Annotated in this window: 10 protein-coding genes; 7 read left to right on the forward strand and 3 right to left on the reverse strand. The window is 56.5% G+C overall.

What is annotated here, in order from left to right; translation table 11 throughout:
• The first annotated feature begins 5 nt into the window (after nt 1–5).
• Nucleotides 6–3,383: a VCBS repeat-containing protein gene (locus tag RUDLU_RS0110705; RefSeq protein ID WP_019988377.1), complete on the forward strand. Its 3,378-nt coding sequence runs from the start codon at nt 6–8 to the stop codon at nt 3,381–3,383.
• Nucleotides 3,384–3,396: 13 nt separating this feature from the next.
• Here the strand turns inward: RUDLU_RS0110705 and RUDLU_RS0110710 are convergent, their stop codons facing one another.
• Together RUDLU_RS0110710 and RUDLU_RS0110715 are read right to left on the reverse strand one after the other, a co-directional pair.
• Nucleotides 3,397–4,140, reverse strand: a complete 744-nt coding sequence (locus RUDLU_RS0110710; protein WP_019988378.1) for a LytR/AlgR family response regulator transcription factor — start codon at nt 4,138–4,140, stop codon at nt 3,397–3,399.
• A 137-nt stretch (nt 4,141–4,277) separates the two neighbouring features.
• On the reverse strand, nt 4,278–5,552 hold the full coding sequence (locus tag RUDLU_RS0110715; protein ID WP_245581657.1) for a sensor histidine kinase: 1,275 nt from the start codon (nt 5,550–5,552) through the stop codon (nt 4,278–4,280).
• A gap of 37 nt (nt 5,553–5,589) precedes the next feature.
• Here RUDLU_RS0110715 and RUDLU_RS0110720 point away from each other — a divergent pair, with 37 nt between their 5' ends.
• Entirely contained in the window at nt 5,590–8,022 is a 2,433-nt protein-coding gene (locus RUDLU_RS0110720) for a TonB-dependent receptor (RefSeq protein WP_027302953.1), read from the forward strand.
• 428 nt (nt 8,023–8,450) lie between these two features.
• Nucleotides 8,451–9,542, forward strand: coding sequence for a L,D-transpeptidase family protein (locus RUDLU_RS0110725; protein ID WP_019988381.1), 1,092 nt, complete (start codon nt 8,451–8,453; stop codon nt 9,540–9,542).
• Nucleotides 9,543–9,680: 138 nt separating this feature from the next.
• Here the strand turns inward: RUDLU_RS0110725 and RUDLU_RS0110730 are convergent, their stop codons facing one another.
• Entirely contained in the window at nt 9,681–10,370 is a 690-nt protein-coding gene (locus RUDLU_RS0110730) for a murein L,D-transpeptidase catalytic domain family protein (protein WP_019988382.1), read from the reverse strand.
• 217 nt (nt 10,371–10,587) lie between these two features.
• Between RUDLU_RS0110730 and asnS the strand changes: the two genes are divergently transcribed.
• From asnS to RUDLU_RS0110750, 4 genes are all read left to right on the forward strand, one after another.
• The gene (gene asnS / locus RUDLU_RS0110735; protein WP_019988383.1) at nt 10,588–12,057 is read left to right on the forward strand and encodes an asparagine--tRNA ligase; all 1,470 of its coding nucleotides are present in this window, start codon (nt 10,588–10,590) and stop codon (nt 12,055–12,057) included.
• 99 nt (nt 12,058–12,156) lie between these two features.
• Nucleotides 12,157–13,236, forward strand: a complete 1,080-nt coding sequence (locus RUDLU_RS0110740) for a complex I subunit 1/NuoH family protein (protein ID WP_019988384.1) — start codon at nt 12,157–12,159, stop codon at nt 13,234–13,236.
• A gap of 74 nt (nt 13,237–13,310) precedes the next feature.
• Nucleotides 13,311–14,813 carry a GH3 auxin-responsive promoter family protein gene (locus RUDLU_RS0110745; protein WP_019988385.1) on the forward strand — a complete coding sequence of 501 codons (1,503 nt, stop codon included), beginning with the start codon at nt 13,311–13,313 and terminating at the stop codon, nt 14,811–14,813.
• Nucleotides 14,813–15,988 carry a 1-deoxy-D-xylulose-5-phosphate reductoisomerase gene (locus tag RUDLU_RS0110750; protein ID WP_019988386.1) on the forward strand — a complete coding sequence of 392 codons (1,176 nt, stop codon included), beginning with the start codon at nt 14,813–14,815 and terminating at the stop codon, nt 15,986–15,988. Before RUDLU_RS0110745 ends, RUDLU_RS0110750 begins: the two co-directional genes overlap by 1 nt.
• The last annotated feature ends 30 nt before the right edge of the window (nt 15,989–16,018 follow it).

Below are 16,018 nucleotides of genomic sequence, written 5' to 3' on the forward strand. Positions count from 1 at the left end.
ACCAAATGACCCAACTACGCATTTTTCTCGGGTTAATCGTCGGGCTGCCAGTTCTACTGTCGGCCTGTTCAGGCGGCTCCGAACCGGCTAAAGACAGCCTGTTTGCCCGGCTCGACTCGACCCGGACCGGCATCCGTTTCCAAAATCAGCTCCACGAAACCGACAGCCTCTCGATTCTGGATTACCTCTACTTCTACAACGGAGGGGGGGTAGCCGCCGGGGATTTTAACAACGATGGCAAGACCGACCTGTATTTTGTCTCGAACCAACAGCCCAACCAGTTGTATCTGAACCGGGGCGGAATGCGGTTCGACGACGTAACCCAGAAGGCCAATGCCGACAACGGCAAGGCCGACTGGCAAACCGGTGTCACCGTGGCCGATGTAAACGGCGATGGCTGGCTGGATATTTACGTCTGTGCCGTGAGTCAGTTCAAAGGGCTGAAGGGCACCAATCAGCTATACATCAACAACGGCCCCGGACCCAAAGGCCCCGACGGAGTGAGTATTCCGACGTTTACCGAACGGGCCGCTGAGTACGGGCTCGACTTTGCCGGATTCTCGACACAGGCGACCTTTTTTGATTATGACCACGACGGCGACCTCGACTGTTTTCTGCTCAATCACGCCGTACACACCTCTCGCAGTTACGACCATGTGCGCACGCGGCTCATCCGCAACCGCGAATCGGGCGATTACCTGTTTCGGAACAACGGAGGCACCAATGGCTTCACCGACGTCAGCGAACAGGCCGGGATCTTTGCTACCGTGATGGGCTACGGCCTTGGGGTATCCGTGGCCGACATCAACAACGACGGTTGGGAGGACCTGTACATTTCCAACGACTTCCACGAGGACGATTACTACTATGTCAACAACCAGAAAGGCGGTTTTCGGGAAGAAGTGCGGAAAGCGTTTGGGCATACGAGCCGTTTTTCAATGGGCAACGACGTAGCCGATATCAACAACGACGGGTTTCAGGATGTGATTTCGGTGGATATGTACCCCGAAGACCCGGCCGTAGAGAAGGCCTCCAACGGCGAAGACCCACTCGACATTTACCAGTACAAGCTCACGTACGGGTACATGAACCAGTACACCCGCAACTGCCTGCAACTGAGTATGGCCGGGCAGCGGTTTATCGACATCGGGCTCATGGCCGGAATAGCCGCTACCGACTGGAGCTGGGCTCCCCTGCTGGCCGACTTCGACAATGATGGAATCAAAGACCTGTTTATCTCCAACGGCATTGTTCGGCGACCCAACGACCTGGAATATCTCAAGTACATTTCGTCGCAAACGTTTGGGCAAAATGCCTCCGGCGAAGCCCTGGCGCAAATGCCCGACGGCCGTGTGCATCCGTACCTCTACAAAGGCACAGATAGCCTGCAATTTGTGGATAAGTCGCTCGATTGGGGCTTTGCCGAAACAGGCTACACCAACGGAGCCGCCTACGCCGATCTGGACAACGACGGTGACCTCGACCTAATCACCAACAATATCAACAGCCCGGCAGGCATTTTTGAGAACCGCGCCAATACCCTCACAAGCAACCATTTCCTGCAAATAAACCTGGTCGGCACCGGCGCCAATCGGTTTGGCGTAGGTGCCAAAGTGGTGCTGAAAACCCAAACAGGACTGCTGCTGCAACAGAACAGCCCGACGCGCGGCTTTATGTCGTCGGTGGAGCCACGCCTGACCTTCGGGCTGGGCGGTCAGAATACCGTGGACTCGCTGTGGGTGCTGTGGCCCGATGGTACCGGGCAGATTATGACCGGTGTAAAGGCCAATCAAACCCTGACGCTCGCCCAAACCAACGCCCGGCCGGGTATTGCCAACCCAGTACGGCCCCCGGCCCAACCTCTGTTTGCCGAGGGCGACAGCGCGCAGGTGGCCTTCCGGCACGCTGAAAACATGTATTTCGATTTCGGGCGCGAGCCCCTGCTGCCCTTCAAAGTGTCGACCGAGGGGCCTCGGTTATCGGTAGCCGACGTCAATGCCGACGGGCTCGACGATTTCTTTGTGGGTGGGGCCCGCCACCAAACGAGTTGCCTGTTTGTGCAGCAACCGAACGGTACCTTCCGCGCTGATTCGAGCGCGTTCAGGGCCGACGCCAACTGCGAAGACGTAGGGAGCCTGTTTTTTGATGCCGACGGCGACGGTGATGCTGACCTGTACGTGGTTTCGGGGGGGAATGAGTTTACCGGGCAGAGCCCCGAACTGCTCGACCGGCTTTACCTGAACGATGGGGCGGGCCGGTTCCGGAAAGATTCGCTCGCGTTGCCCTCCCTGCACGCCAACAAAAGCAGTGTGGCAGCCGCCGACATTGACCGCGACGGCGACCTCGACCTGTTTGTGGCGGGCCGGGTGGTGGGCTTCCGGTACGGGCAGTCGCCCCCGTCGTTTCTGCTGATCAACGAAGGCAAAGGGCGCGATGGCCGCGTGCGGTTTTCGGACCAAACCGCCCGGCGGGCCCCGGCTTTGCAACAGGGCGGTATGCTCACCGACGCGTTCTGGCATGACCTCGACCGCGATGGCGACCCCGACCTGGTTACGGCCGGGCACTGGGGGCCAATTCGGGTGTACAAAAATGAGGGCGGCAACCTGACCGAAGCCGACGATACCGGACTGGCGCAGGCCGTGGGGTTCTGGCAAACGCTCAAACCCGCCGACCTCGACGGCGATGGTGATATGGATTTTCTGGCCGGAAACCTGGGGCAAAACACCAAATTCCGGCGCGGAACCGACGGGGCCGTGCGGCTATACGCCCGCGACTACACCAACTCAGGTGCTCGTTTCGATCAGGTGATGGCCTACCGGTATCAGAACAAGTGGTATCCGGTAGCCACCAAAGATGAATTGGGGAAGTCGCTGCCGTTTCTGAACAAACGTTTCGACAATTACCGCGATTTTTCGGGCAAAACGCTGGAGGAGATTTTCGAGTCATCGGAACTGCCCGAAGACGGAATGCGGGAGGTAAATACCTTTGAGTCGGTGTGGATTGAGAACCTGAGCACCGAGTCGGACAAGTCGCTGCGGTTTCGGATACACAAGCTGCCCGTGTTGGCGCAAACCGCGCCCATTTTTGCGTTTGATGTGCAGGATGTTACAGGCGACGGTCGGGTCGACGTGCTGCTGGGTGGGAATTTTTACAGTGTGAGCACCTATCAGGGGCGTTACGACGCCAGTTACGGTCTGCTCTTGCGCAACCACGGTAAAGGCAAGTTTACACCCGTGCTCCCCACCGAAAGCGGTCTGGTACTCCGGGGCGAAATCCGGGCGATCAACCACGTCCGTACGGGGCAGGGGCCGTTGGTTCTGGTAGCGCGCAACGGGGCCCCTATGCAGGTTTTCCGGCCTTTGCGCTCTGCTGATAAACAGTAGCCTCCGAATATCCTCAAAACGTCAGCTCCCGGATTTTATCCATATACGACCGGCTCACCCGGACTACGTCGCCGTTTTGCAGGATAACATCGTAGCTCGACGGGTATTTCTGAATCTCGCGGACGTAGTGCAGGTTCACAATATCGGAGCGGTGTACCCGGATAAACTGACGCGGATCGAGCCGGGCCTCCAGCGCGCCAATACCGTAATTGCTCAGATGACGGTTTTGGGCGGTTACCAGCGTGGCGTAATCGCCCTCGGCCTCGATCCGAATGACATCGGCCACGGCTACCGTTACGAGCCGGTTTCCCGTTTGCACCAGCACCTTGTCGGGGTAGCGCTCAGCAGCTACGGCCGGGGCAAGCAGGCTTTCGGCTAAAGGCTGAAGCCGCTGAATATTGACCGAATCGGGCCGGGTTACGCGCTGTACGGCCTGCGCGAATCGCTCGCGGGTGTACGGTTTGAGCAGATAATCGACCGCGTGCACCTCAAAAGCCTGCAAAGCGTATTGATCGTAAGCCGTGGAGAAAATCACCTGCGGAATTTCGTCCAGATGCCCCAACACCTCAAATCCCGAGAGGCCCGGCATCTGCACATCCAGAAAAATAAGATCGGGGCGAAACTCCCGAATCAGCCGCACCGCATCGACCCCGTTGTTGGCTTCACCCACCACCACCAGGGCGGGATAATCGGTCAGATACTGCCGGATAAGCGTGCGCCCGGCGGCCTCATCGTCTATGATAATGACTTTTTGCATCGATGTCTGTTAAGTAGTCAGACTGGATAAAATGTATAATGAACAATGTAAAATGTACGATGAAATAGTTGATTATCAGCAGGAGAAACAAGTATTCATTATTCATTTTACATTATTCATTCACTTAGCCAATGGGGTTAAACATGGGTTGCCAGCGGCCCGGCGGTTTTCGGGGCGTCACCCGACAGCGACCGGAGAGGCACCCGAAACGCTACCCGAGTACCCCGAGGGGCGTTGGCCATCACGGTCAGTTCGCCACCAAACATTTTCTCCAGTCGTAACCGGGTATTGGCCAGCCCAACCCCTTGCCCCGACCCGGCCGACGTACTCATACCCACGCCCGTATCGACTATTTCGACCAGAAGGGCATCGGCTTGCTGTGCAATACTTACCCGCACCTCGCCCCCTTCAATCAGGGGGGATATACCGTGCTTAACCGAATTTTCGACGATGGGTTGCAGCAACATGGGCGGAATAGCCAGGTGAAGCACCTCATCGGGCACGTCGAGTCGCACCTGAAGCCGGTCGCCGAAGCGGGCCGTTTCCAGATCAAGGTATTTACGCACAAACGTCAGCTCATCGCGCACGGGCACCCACTCGGCCCGCGACGCCCGCACCTGATACCGGAACATATCCGACAAATCGGCCAGCAACTCGCGGGTATGCTCCTGCTCGGGCGGCACCGACGCACTAATCGTATTGAACACATTGTACAGAAAATGCGGGTTGAGCTGGGCTTTCAGGGCCGAAAGTTCACTTTGCACAGCCAGCTCACGCAGCTCGGCCTCGCGGATCCGCTGTTGCTGGTAATCCCGGTAGTAGGTATAGGCATGAAAAATACCGAACTGCACGAGGTAGAAAAGCGTCGAGATATACGTGTCCCAGACAATCCCGTTGCCTCGAAGGCGACCTAGGCCCACCCCATCCGAGATAGTGTAATACACCACCTGCCAGCCTATGATGTACAAGGGCAAAAACAAGAGGTGCAGGGCCACGCGCCGAACCAGCGGCACGTGCCGAAGCCGCACAAACAGGACGTACCAGACCGGTAATGTAAACGCCAGCTTACACAGGTAGTCGAGCCCAATGCGGGGAAGCCCCTGCCAGAAATCAACCCAAAGCGAATCCTTACTCCAGGGTCGCTCGCTGATGCACAGAGCCAGATTGTAGAGCAGGGCTGCTACGCTATAAAAGCTTAGAATCAGCGCCAGCTGCCGGAGGGTAATCCCCCAAAGAAGTGTTCGGTTCCAGTTCATGCAGAGTGGGGCAGTACGTGGGATAAACTTACGGAATCTATGCCCCCGGCGGTCGTCTTCTCCGACGAATTGACAAATACGCCGACGAATGACATACGCTTTTCCGTTGGGCGACCGAATCGACAACTCGTCGGATTGCGCTGGGCCACGCCCCATCGGCCCGGTAGTTTTGGTTCATCAAAGCGCCAATCCGATGAAAACGATCCTTTATTTCCTGTTTCTGCTGACCGCCACCCTCGGCACCACACTCGCCCAGACCGCTACCCTGAGCGGCACCGTCACCGATGCCACCGGCCAGCCCATTCCGTTTGCTACGGCCGCCCTCCTGCGCAGCACCGACTCAACCGTTGCCAAAGCCGCCGTAGCCGATGCCGCCGGACTGTACACCTTCAGCGGGGTGCGCGCCGGTACGTATCGGGTACGGCTCAGCAGTCTTGGTTACGCGGTGTCGGTATCGGAACCGGTGACACTCACCGACGGCCAAACCACATTTATACCTACTGCCGTACTGTCTGAGGCTAACCAAAGCCTCAACGCCGTGACCGTTACGGCCCGCAAACCCCTCGTAGAAGTACAACCCGACAAGCTGGTGCTCAATGTGGAGGCCAGCCTGACAGCCGCCGGCAGCTCGGCGTTTGAGCTCCTGCAAAAGGCACCGGGCGTGTTGCTCGACCCAAACGACAACCTCATTGTACAAGGAAAAAACGGCGTTCGGGTGTATATCGACGGGAAGCCATCACCCCTCGGCCCCGCCGACCTGGCGGCTTATCTGCGCACGTTGCAGGCCACCGACATCGAAGCGGTGGAGGTTATTACGCAACCCTCGGCCCGCTACGATGCCCAGGGCAACGCGGGTATCATCAACATCCGGCTTCAGAAAAACGCCCGCACCTACGGCACCAACGGCAACGTAGCCATAGGATTGGCTGCTGGGGCCTACTATCCGAAGTACAACGGCTCGGTAAGCCTTAACAACCGCAGTAATCGGCTCAATCTGTTCAGCACGTACAGCGCGCGTACCGGCCGCGACTGGTCGTTTATCAATCTTTACCGCGAACAAAGCGGGCAGTTTTTCGATCAGCGCAGCCAGACCCGCGCCGGGTCGGCCAACCACAACGCCCGCGCCGGGGCCGACTGGACCCTGAGCAACCGCAGCACGCTGGGGGTGCTGGTCAGTGGCTCGCTACGCGACGCCCGCAACCTGACCGACGGCCGCACGCCCATTGGCGCTCTCGGAGCGGCCCCGACCAGTCTGCTTCTGGCCAACAACCGGGGAGAGAGCGAGCGGCTCAACGGCAACGCAAACCTCAACTATCGGTACAGCGATACAACCGGCCGTGAGCTGACCATCGATGCCGATTACGGTCTCTTTCAGAACCAGAGCAACGCCCTGCAACCCAACCGGTACGTAAACCCGACTACCGGGGCCTTACTGGACGAACGCAACTACCGCATGGCCACCTTTACGGACATTCACCTCAAAACAATTAAGGCCGACTACAACCAGCCGTGGTTGGGTGGTATGCTGAGTGTTGGGGTAAAATTATCGTCGGTGCAGACGGGTAATGGATTCGATTTTTTCGATCAGATCGACGGGCAGGACAAACTAAACCCCCTGCGCACCAACCAGTTTGTGTACACTGAAGTGATTCGGGCGGGGTACGGTGCTTACGAGAAACGCTGGAAAAAATGGCAAACCCAACTCGGGCTCCGGGCCGAGCAGACACTGTCGCGGGGAGAGCTGAGCAGTGCCCAGACCCAAACCGACGCCAACGTAAGTCGCCGGTACCTGAACCTGTTTCCGAGTGCGGGGCTGACGTTCAACCCAACGCCCAACCACAGCTGGGCCGCCACGTACAGCCGCCGAATCGACCGGCCCACGTACCAGAGCCTGAACCCATTTGAGTCGAAGCTCGACGAACTGACCTATCAAAAGGGCAATGCTTTTTTACAGCCTCAATACACCAACACAGTGCAGCTTTCGCATACGTACAAGTACAAGCTGACAACCTCGATCAGTTACAGCCATACCCGCGACTTTTTCACCGAAATTACCGACACCACCCAGCGCGACCCCGACAACCGGCCTCGCAACTACATCACAACCCGCAACCTGAGCAGTCAGGATGTGTGGTCGCTGAACGTCAGCTACCCGTTTAACATTGCCAAGTGGTGGAGCGTATTCGCGAATGTGAGTGCGTACCGGTCGACCAACCGGGCCAATCTGGAAGGGCGACTCATTGGGTTGTCGGCCAATGTGCTGAGTCTGTACGCCCAGCACACCATCAGCCTACCCCGCGGGTGGAACCTCGAAGTATCGGCGTATTACACCTCGCCGTCTATCTGGGGCGGCACCTTCCGCAACAGGCGGTTCTGGGGGTCGAGCGTGGGCGTGCAGCGCAAGGTACTGGCCGAGCGAGGTACGCTGGTGTTCACCGTAACTGACCCGTTTAATAGCCAGCAGTGGCGGGGAATCAGCCAGTTTGGCGGGCTATACATGGACGCGAGCGGAGGCTGGGAGAGTCGGCAGGCCCGAATCAACTTCACCTACGCATTCGGGAGCAAGAAAATCAAAGCCGCCAGCCAGCGCAAGACCGGCCTCGATGACGAAAGCAAGCGGTTGTAGCGGTTTGGGGTTTATGGTTTGTAGTTTATCGTTTGTGGTTAAAACAGATGTTTCACCTGATCGTACCCACTTAACGCCCAACCGCCCGACACAAAAAACGATAAACCATAAACTACAAACCTTAAACCAAAAACGATAAACCCAAACCCCTCCGGCCCGAAACATCGATTTGTGCAACCCAGACCCAGTCGTAGTCGTTGTATAGGTAGAATCCGTTTACAGGTTAGCGTTTGGGTTCAATGCTGCCCCGGCAGGGGGGGGACTCAACCAGGAACCATAAACGTAAAACCATACGCTCTGATTACCATTCAGTATCAATTGCCATGACTCAACGACATGAACGAATTACCTACGCGGTAAGACTCTTTTCCCTGTTACTACTGACCGTGCCCTTTACGCAATGCCGGAAAGCGCCTAAAACGGTCAGCATGAGCGAAAAACTAGGCCAGACCCGGCGTTTTGCCGACTCGCTCGGCATCGACACGGCGCGGTATGTGTTGCCCGCCAGCGCTACACAATCGCCCGAAACGGCCGAGCCAGTAGCTGCCGAACAACTGAAAAAGCTGCTGGTTGAGCTTCGGTACGGGCACCGCCCCGCCGATCAGTCGGTGAGCCGGTTGCCCGAGCAGGTCGATACGGCCTGGGTAAACCAAACGGCCCAGAGCGACTCGGTCATGACAGCACTGACGGCCTCGGCCAGCCCGTTTGCGCCGTACCGGGCGTTGGTGCAGCAGTACAACCAAATTCGGAACACGGCCACCCCCGATCAGCTCCGGGCGGTTCGCGAAACGCTTAATTTTTACCGCTACCTGAGCCGATTCGACATGGACAAGTTTGTGGTGGTCAATATTCCGGCTGCCCGACTGACGGTGTTCGACAAAGAAGGCCGACGGGATATGCCAATGGACGTGATTGCCGGAAAAGCCGATAAGCAAACCCCACGCTTCAACTGTTACCTGACCGATATTGTAGCGTACCCGTACTGGAACGTACCGGAGGGCATCGGGCTCAAAGAAATTCTGCCCAAAGTGAAGGCAAACCCCGATTTTCTGGATAGTCAGAACATGGAAATTCTGGATGCTAAAAATAGACCCGTCGACCCGTACAGCGTCGATTGGGCTACTATTTCGGCCGACAATTTCCCCTACCGGTTCCGGCAAACGTCGGGCTGCCACAACTCACTCGGCCTGATCAAGTTTACGCTCGACGGACCACCGGCCATCTATTTCCACGACACCAATGCCCGGCAGTTGTTCGATGTCACGAAAGACCGCTGGCGGAGTCATGGCTGTGTACGGCTCGAAAAACCCGTTGAGTTTGCCAATTATGTATTGGGGCAAACCAAGTTCGATCAGGGCTTTTACGACCGCTGTCTGGTCGACCAAAAACCCCAGTCGTTTAAGCTCCCTAAGCCGTTCCCGGTTTTTGTGACCTACCAGATTGCCGATCTGGACGCAAGTGGTAAGCTGGTTTACTACAAAGACATTTACGGACTGGAGAAACGCCTGGCGGCTAACTAAACAGCACGGAGATAAAAAATGGTACGCGAATGACGCAGACTGAACGAATCGACACAGATTTTAAGCAAAGAAAATCTGTGTCGATCCGCCCAATCGGCGACATCCGCGTGCTGTTTTACTCTTGAGAAAGATGTCATCTCAACCCAAAAACGACGACGTTTTCAGGTACGTAGGATCGGGATAGTAGATAAACAGGCAGGAACCCCCTTTGATGGCCTGAATAATCGGCTTGCTCTCGGCGTTGGAAATAGCCGGGCAACCCTGACTCCGGCCCAGTCGGCCGGTATTTTTGATAATGTCTTCGCAAACGTAGCTGGCACCGTGCATCACGATGGCCCGCGAAAAGGCGTTATCATTGAAGCCCCGCTCGAGCCCCTGCAATTGCAGCGACAGGCCGTGCTTGCCCGAATAGGTACCCAATGTTTTGTAGAAACCAAGACTCGACTGATACGACGAGTTGGTATTGGAGAATTTCTCGGCCAGCAACACACCCGAGTTACGGCCATGGGCAACGTACGTATTGAAAAGCAGTTTGCGGCTCTCCAGATCAATTACGTACAGGCGCTTCCGGTTGGAGGGTTGGCTCATATCCACAATCGACAGCACAGGCCGGGCACCGGGCATTTTCTGCATGCCGCGCAGGGCGTATTCATACACCGAACGGCTCAGACCGCGCATTTCGAGCCCTAACTCATCAAATACACTCGCGTAAGTGGCGGCTCGGTCTGGTGCCGTGATTTTTTCGTTCATCCGGGCCGAGAGGTGATTCTCATGACCAATCGACGTGAGGCTAAGCAGGGAAAAGAGGACAACCAGTGCTTGTTTCATAGACATCAAAAAGGGGTTGAGTACTGCCGGAATCTTTACAACCAAAACTCTACCAATTTAATTCGCTATTGTAGACAAACGACCCCAAAACGAGGTTTATTTTACCGATTCAGTCAGATACTCCTCCCGCAACTGCAGGCTTGTTACGCTTAATCTGGTAATTCACAGCTGGGCACCCTACCTTTGCGGCACAAATTTTAGCCGCCAGGAGTCAGTAATGAGTTATTTACCAATCAAGCAGATTCTACAGGCCCCCACTGTTGGGCAGGAGATAACCGTCAAAGGATGGGTTCGGACCAAGCGCGAAAGCAAAAACGCGGTTTTTATCGCTCTCAACGACGGCTCAACCATTCATAATCTTCAGGCTGTTTCGGAGGCCGGTCAGTTACCCGACGACACGCTCCGGCTCATCACGACGGGGGCTTGCGTAGCCATTACGGGCACACTGGTCGAATCGTTGGGTAGCGGACAGGCGGTAGAAATCAAAATCGCCGGGGTGCATGTGTATGGCCCCGCCGATCCCGAAAAATATCCCCTGCAACCCAAGCGGCACTCGCTGGAGTTCCTGCGCGAAATTGCCCACCTCCGCCCCCGTACCAACACGTTCAGTGCTATTTTGCGGATTCGGCACGCGCTCGCGTTTGCCGTACATAAGTATTACAACGACAACGGTTTTTTCTACCTCAACACGCCCATCATCACGGCTTCAGATGCGGAAGGGGCTGGGGAAATGTTCCGGGTGTCGACGCTCGACCCCATCAATCCGCCCAAAACCGAAGACGGCAAGATTGACTACAGCCAGGATTTCTTCGGCCGCGAAACCAACCTGACCGTGTCGGGGCAATTGGAAGGCGAGCTGGGTGCCCTCGCTCTGGGTAAGATTTACACCTTCGGACCCACGTTCCGGGCCGAAAACTCGAATACCACGCGCCACTTGGCCGAGTTCTGGATGATTGAGCCCGAAATGGCCTTCTACGAACTCGAAGACAACATGGCGCTGGCCGAAGACTTCGTGAAGTCGGTGATTCGGTACGCGCTCGACAACTGCGCCGATGACCTGGCCTTCCTCGACAATCGGCAAAAAGAAGAAGAGAAGAACAAAAAGAAGGAAGAGCAAAGCGAAATGAGCCTGCTCGAAAAACTTCGGTTTGTGGTCGACAACGATTTTGAGCGGCTTACCTATACCGAGGCCGTCGAGATTCTGCGCAACTCGAAGCCCGCCAAAAAGGGGCAGTTTCAGTACGAGGTGTCGTGGGGTATTGACCTTCAGTCGGAGCACGAGCGGTACCTGGTCGAGAAGCACTTCAAGAAGCCGGTTATTCTGACCAACTATCCGCGTGAGATCAAGGCTTTCTACATGAAACAGGACAGCGAACCGGCTACCAACAGCCGGGGCGAGGTATTCGGGCCGACGGTTCGGGCGATGGACGTGCTGTTTCCGGGCATTGGCGAGATCATCGGCGGTTCGCAGCGCGAAGACGATCTGAACAAACTCACGACCCGCATGGCCGAGGTGGGTATCGAACCCGAAGCCATCTGGTGGTACCTCGATACGCGCCGGTTCGGATCAGCTCCGCACGCAGGCTTTGGCCTCGGCTTCGAGCGGCTGGTGCTGTTTGTCACGGGCATGGGTAACATCCGCGACGTGATTCCATTCCCCCGCACGCCAAAATCTGCTGAGTTTTAAATTCAACAAACAGTGAACAACGAGCAGTTAGCAACGAACAACTGTTCACTAATACCTGTTGGTTGTTCGCTGTTCGTTGTTCACTGATACCTGTTCGCTGTGCTCGCTCTCCCTATTTTTCTCGCTATATCGTCTGGTTTTGTGGTTGTTGGGGTGTACCTCGAACGCAAAATCTCGGCGTTTATCCAGGATCGGCTCGGGCCGATGGAGGTGGGTAAATGGGGATTGCTTCAGCTCATTGCCGACCTGCTGAAACTGCTTCAGAAAGAAGACATTGTACCGGCCGCTGCCGACCGACGCCTGTTTCTGATGGCACCGGCCGTCATTTTCGCGTCGATTTTTGCGGGCTATGCCGTCATTCCACTCACCCCCGATCTGCTGGGGTCGAGTACGGCCGTGGGTGTTTTTTACCTGCTCGCCATTATCTCGTTCGACGTAGTCGGGATTCTGATGGCGGGCTGGGGCTCCAACAACAAGTACTCGCTGCTGGGTGCCATGCGGTCGGTAGCGCAGATTATCTCCTACGAAATCCCGCTGGGCCTGGTTGTGCTTTGCGTGGTGATGCTCTGTCAGACACTCAACTTACAGGAAATCAGTTTTCAGCAGGGTATTTACACGTACGAAACCACCTACCTGTTTGGCCAACGCTGGCTGGGTATCGACGTAACGGGCTGGGGCGGCATTTTTGCCTGGAACGTGGTGCGCCACCCGCTGTTGCTGGTGGGGTACGTCATTTTCTTTATCTGTACCCTAGCCGAGGCCAACCGCGCCCCCTTCGACCTACCCGAGGGCGAGTCAGAGATTGTATCGGGCTACGCGACTGAGTATTCGGGGATGCGCTTTGCCCTGCTGTTTCTGTCCGAATACGCCATGATGCTGCTCGTGTCCATGCTGGGCGTGATTCTGTTCTGGGGCAGCTGGAACACCCCCCTGCCTAACCTGGGGCCACTGCGGCTCGCCGACTGGACGAGTGGCGAACCCGGTACCATTTGGGGCAACGTAACGGCCGTTTTCTGGCTTCTTTCCAAAGCCCTGCTGGCCGTACTGGGGCAAATGTGGGTGCGCTGGACGTTCCCGCGCGTCCGGGTCGATCAGATGATGTTTCTGGCCTGGAAAGTGCTCACTCCGGCAGCCCTGATTCTGCTGCTCATTACCGGCGTATGGCGGTTACTTGGGTAGCCAACCGGCCCTAACCACAGCTTCCCGGTTCAGATGGTCTTGTATTGCCACCAATCCCTTACTTTTGTCCCGTTATGGGAATTCGTTCGGTATTGAGTAAGCCGCTGGCCCGCTGGGTCGCGCAACGGCAACAGGATTGGATGTATGAGCCCGGCGCGGCACAGCAGCGTTGGTTTACGCGCTTGGTCGAAGCAGGCCGAAACACCGAGTTTGGCCGGGATCACCACTTTCGCGATATACACACCGTGGCCGATTTCCGGCAGGCTGTTCCTGTCCGCGATTACGAAGACCTCAAGCCGTACATTCAGAAGGTAGTCGATGGGCAGGAGAATATCCTGTGGCCGGGCAAACCCGTTTACTTCGCCAAAACATCGGGTACCACATCGGGTACCAAATACATTCCGCTCACGAAGGAGTCAATTCCGAACCACATCAACTCGGCCCGCGACGCTCTGCTTAATTACGTCCACGAGACAGGCAACAGTCGGTTTCTGGACGGCAAGCTGATTTTTTTGTCGGGCAGCCCCGAGCTGACTCAGAAAAACGGCATCCACGTCGGTCGGTTATCGGGTATAGTGAATCACCACGTACCAGCCTACCTGCGAACGAATCAGCTGCCGTCGTACCAAACTAACACCATCGACGATTGGGAAACCAAGCTCGAAACCATTATCGACGAAACCATCCATCAGCCGATGTCGCTCATTTCGGGGATTCCGCCCTGGGTGCAGATGTACTTCGACCGGATTCAGGCCCGCACCGGCAAAAAAATCAAGGATGTTTTCCCCGACTTTTCGGTGTTCGTGTACGGGGGTGTCAACTTTGAGCCGTACCGGGCCAAGTTATTCGAAAGCATCGGCAAGCGCATCGACTCGATTGAGACCTACCCGGCTTCGGAGGGCTTCATTGCCTATCAGGACACCCAAACCGAAGAGGGGCTACTCATGCTGCTCGACAGCGGTATTTTCTTCGAGTTTATCCCGGCCGAGGAGTATTTCGCCGAAAACCCGCGTCGGCTCACCATTGAGGAGGTTGAGCTGGGCAAAAACTACGCCGTCGTGATTAACAACAACGCCGGCTTGTGGGGGTACTCCATTGGTGACACGGTCAAGTTTGTGAGCCGCGACCCGTACCGGCTGTTGGTTACGGGCCGAATCAAGCATTTTATTTCGGCCTTTGGGGAGCATGTTATTGGCGAAGAAGTAGAAAAAGCGCTTCAGTACGCCATGCAGCAGCAGCCCGAAACCGAGGTTGTGGAGTTTACGGTGGCCCCGATGGTGTCACCCGCTGAGGGTCTCCCCTACCACGAGTGGCTCGTGGAGTTTGCCACGCCCCCACACGACCCCGCCCGCTTCGCCCGCGACCTCGACACCCGGCTGATCGAACTAAACGTGTATTACGACGACCTCATCACGGGGGCTATTCTGCAACCCCTCCGGCTCACGAGCCTGCCCCGGGGCGCTTTTCAGCAATACATGAAAAGTCAGGGCAAACTCGGCGGACAAAATAAAGTGCCAAGGCTGGCCAACGACCGCAAAATCGCGGACGGGTTGCTAGCTGTAATGAATAACGGATAATGTACACCGACTCCAACAAACGCCATATTGCCATTCTGGGCTCCACCGGCTCGATTGGGACCCAAGCCATCGACGTAGTTCGCGCACACCCCGATCAATTTGTGGTCGAAGTGCTCACGGCCAACGCCAACGCCGAACTCCTGATTCAGCAAGCCGAACTCGTGCGGCCCAACGTCGTCGTGATCTGCGATGAATCGCGGTACGAGCAGGTCTTCGCGGCCCTCGATCCACTCGATATCAAGGTTTACGCCGGGGCCGCATCCGTAGCCTCCGTCGTACAAATGGATAGCATCGACATGGTGCTCACGGCCATGGTCGGCTACGCGGGGCTGCTGCCTACCATCCGGGCCATTGAAGCGGGCAAACATATCGCCCTCGCCAACAAAGAAACGCTGGTGGTTGCCGGTGAGCTGATTACCCGGCTGGCGGCCGAAAAAGGCGTGAATATCTACCCCGTCGATTCGGAGCACTCGGCTATTTTTCAGTGTCTGGTGGGTGAGTTTCATAACCCCATCGAGAAAATTGTACTCACGGCTTCGGGCGGGCCTTTCCGGGGCAAAGACCGGGCGTTTCTCGAAACCGTCACGAAAGCACAGGCCCTCAAACACCCCAACTGGAGCATGGGCGCCAAAATCACCATCGACTCGGCTACGCTCATGAACAAAGGGCTGGAGGTGATCGAGGCCAAGTGGTTGTTTGGCCTCACGCCCGAACAAATCGAGGTGATTGTGCACCCGCAGAGCATTATCCACTCGCTGGTACAGTTTGAAGATGGTAGCCTAAAAGCCCAAATGGGTCTGCCCGATATGCGCTTGCCGATTCAGTTTGCGCTGGGCTATCCCAACCGGCTCAAGTCCGACTTTCCCCGGTTCGATTTCAGGCAGTTTCCGTCGCTTACCTTCGAGCAGCCCGACCTCGAAACCTTCCGCAACCTGCAGCTCGCATTTGATGCCCTCCGACAAGGCGGCAATGCCCCATGCATCATTAATGCGGCCAATGAAGTCGCCGTCGACGCGTTCTTACACGAACGGTTAAGTTTTCTGGGAATTTCCGACGTTATTGCGGAGTGCCTGGCCACAGCAACGTTTGTAGCCGCGCCAACCTACGATGACTATGTCAGCACCGACACCGAAACCCGCCGGTTGGCCTCCGAGCGAATTAAAAGTTTGGTTTAACTGTTTTAGCATTGTGTCAATAACTTGTCA

The organism is Rudanella lutea DSM 19387, assembly GCF_000383955.1.
In the GTDB taxonomy this organism is placed as follows: Bacteria; Bacteroidota; Bacteroidia; order Cytophagales; family Spirosomataceae; genus Rudanella; species Rudanella lutea.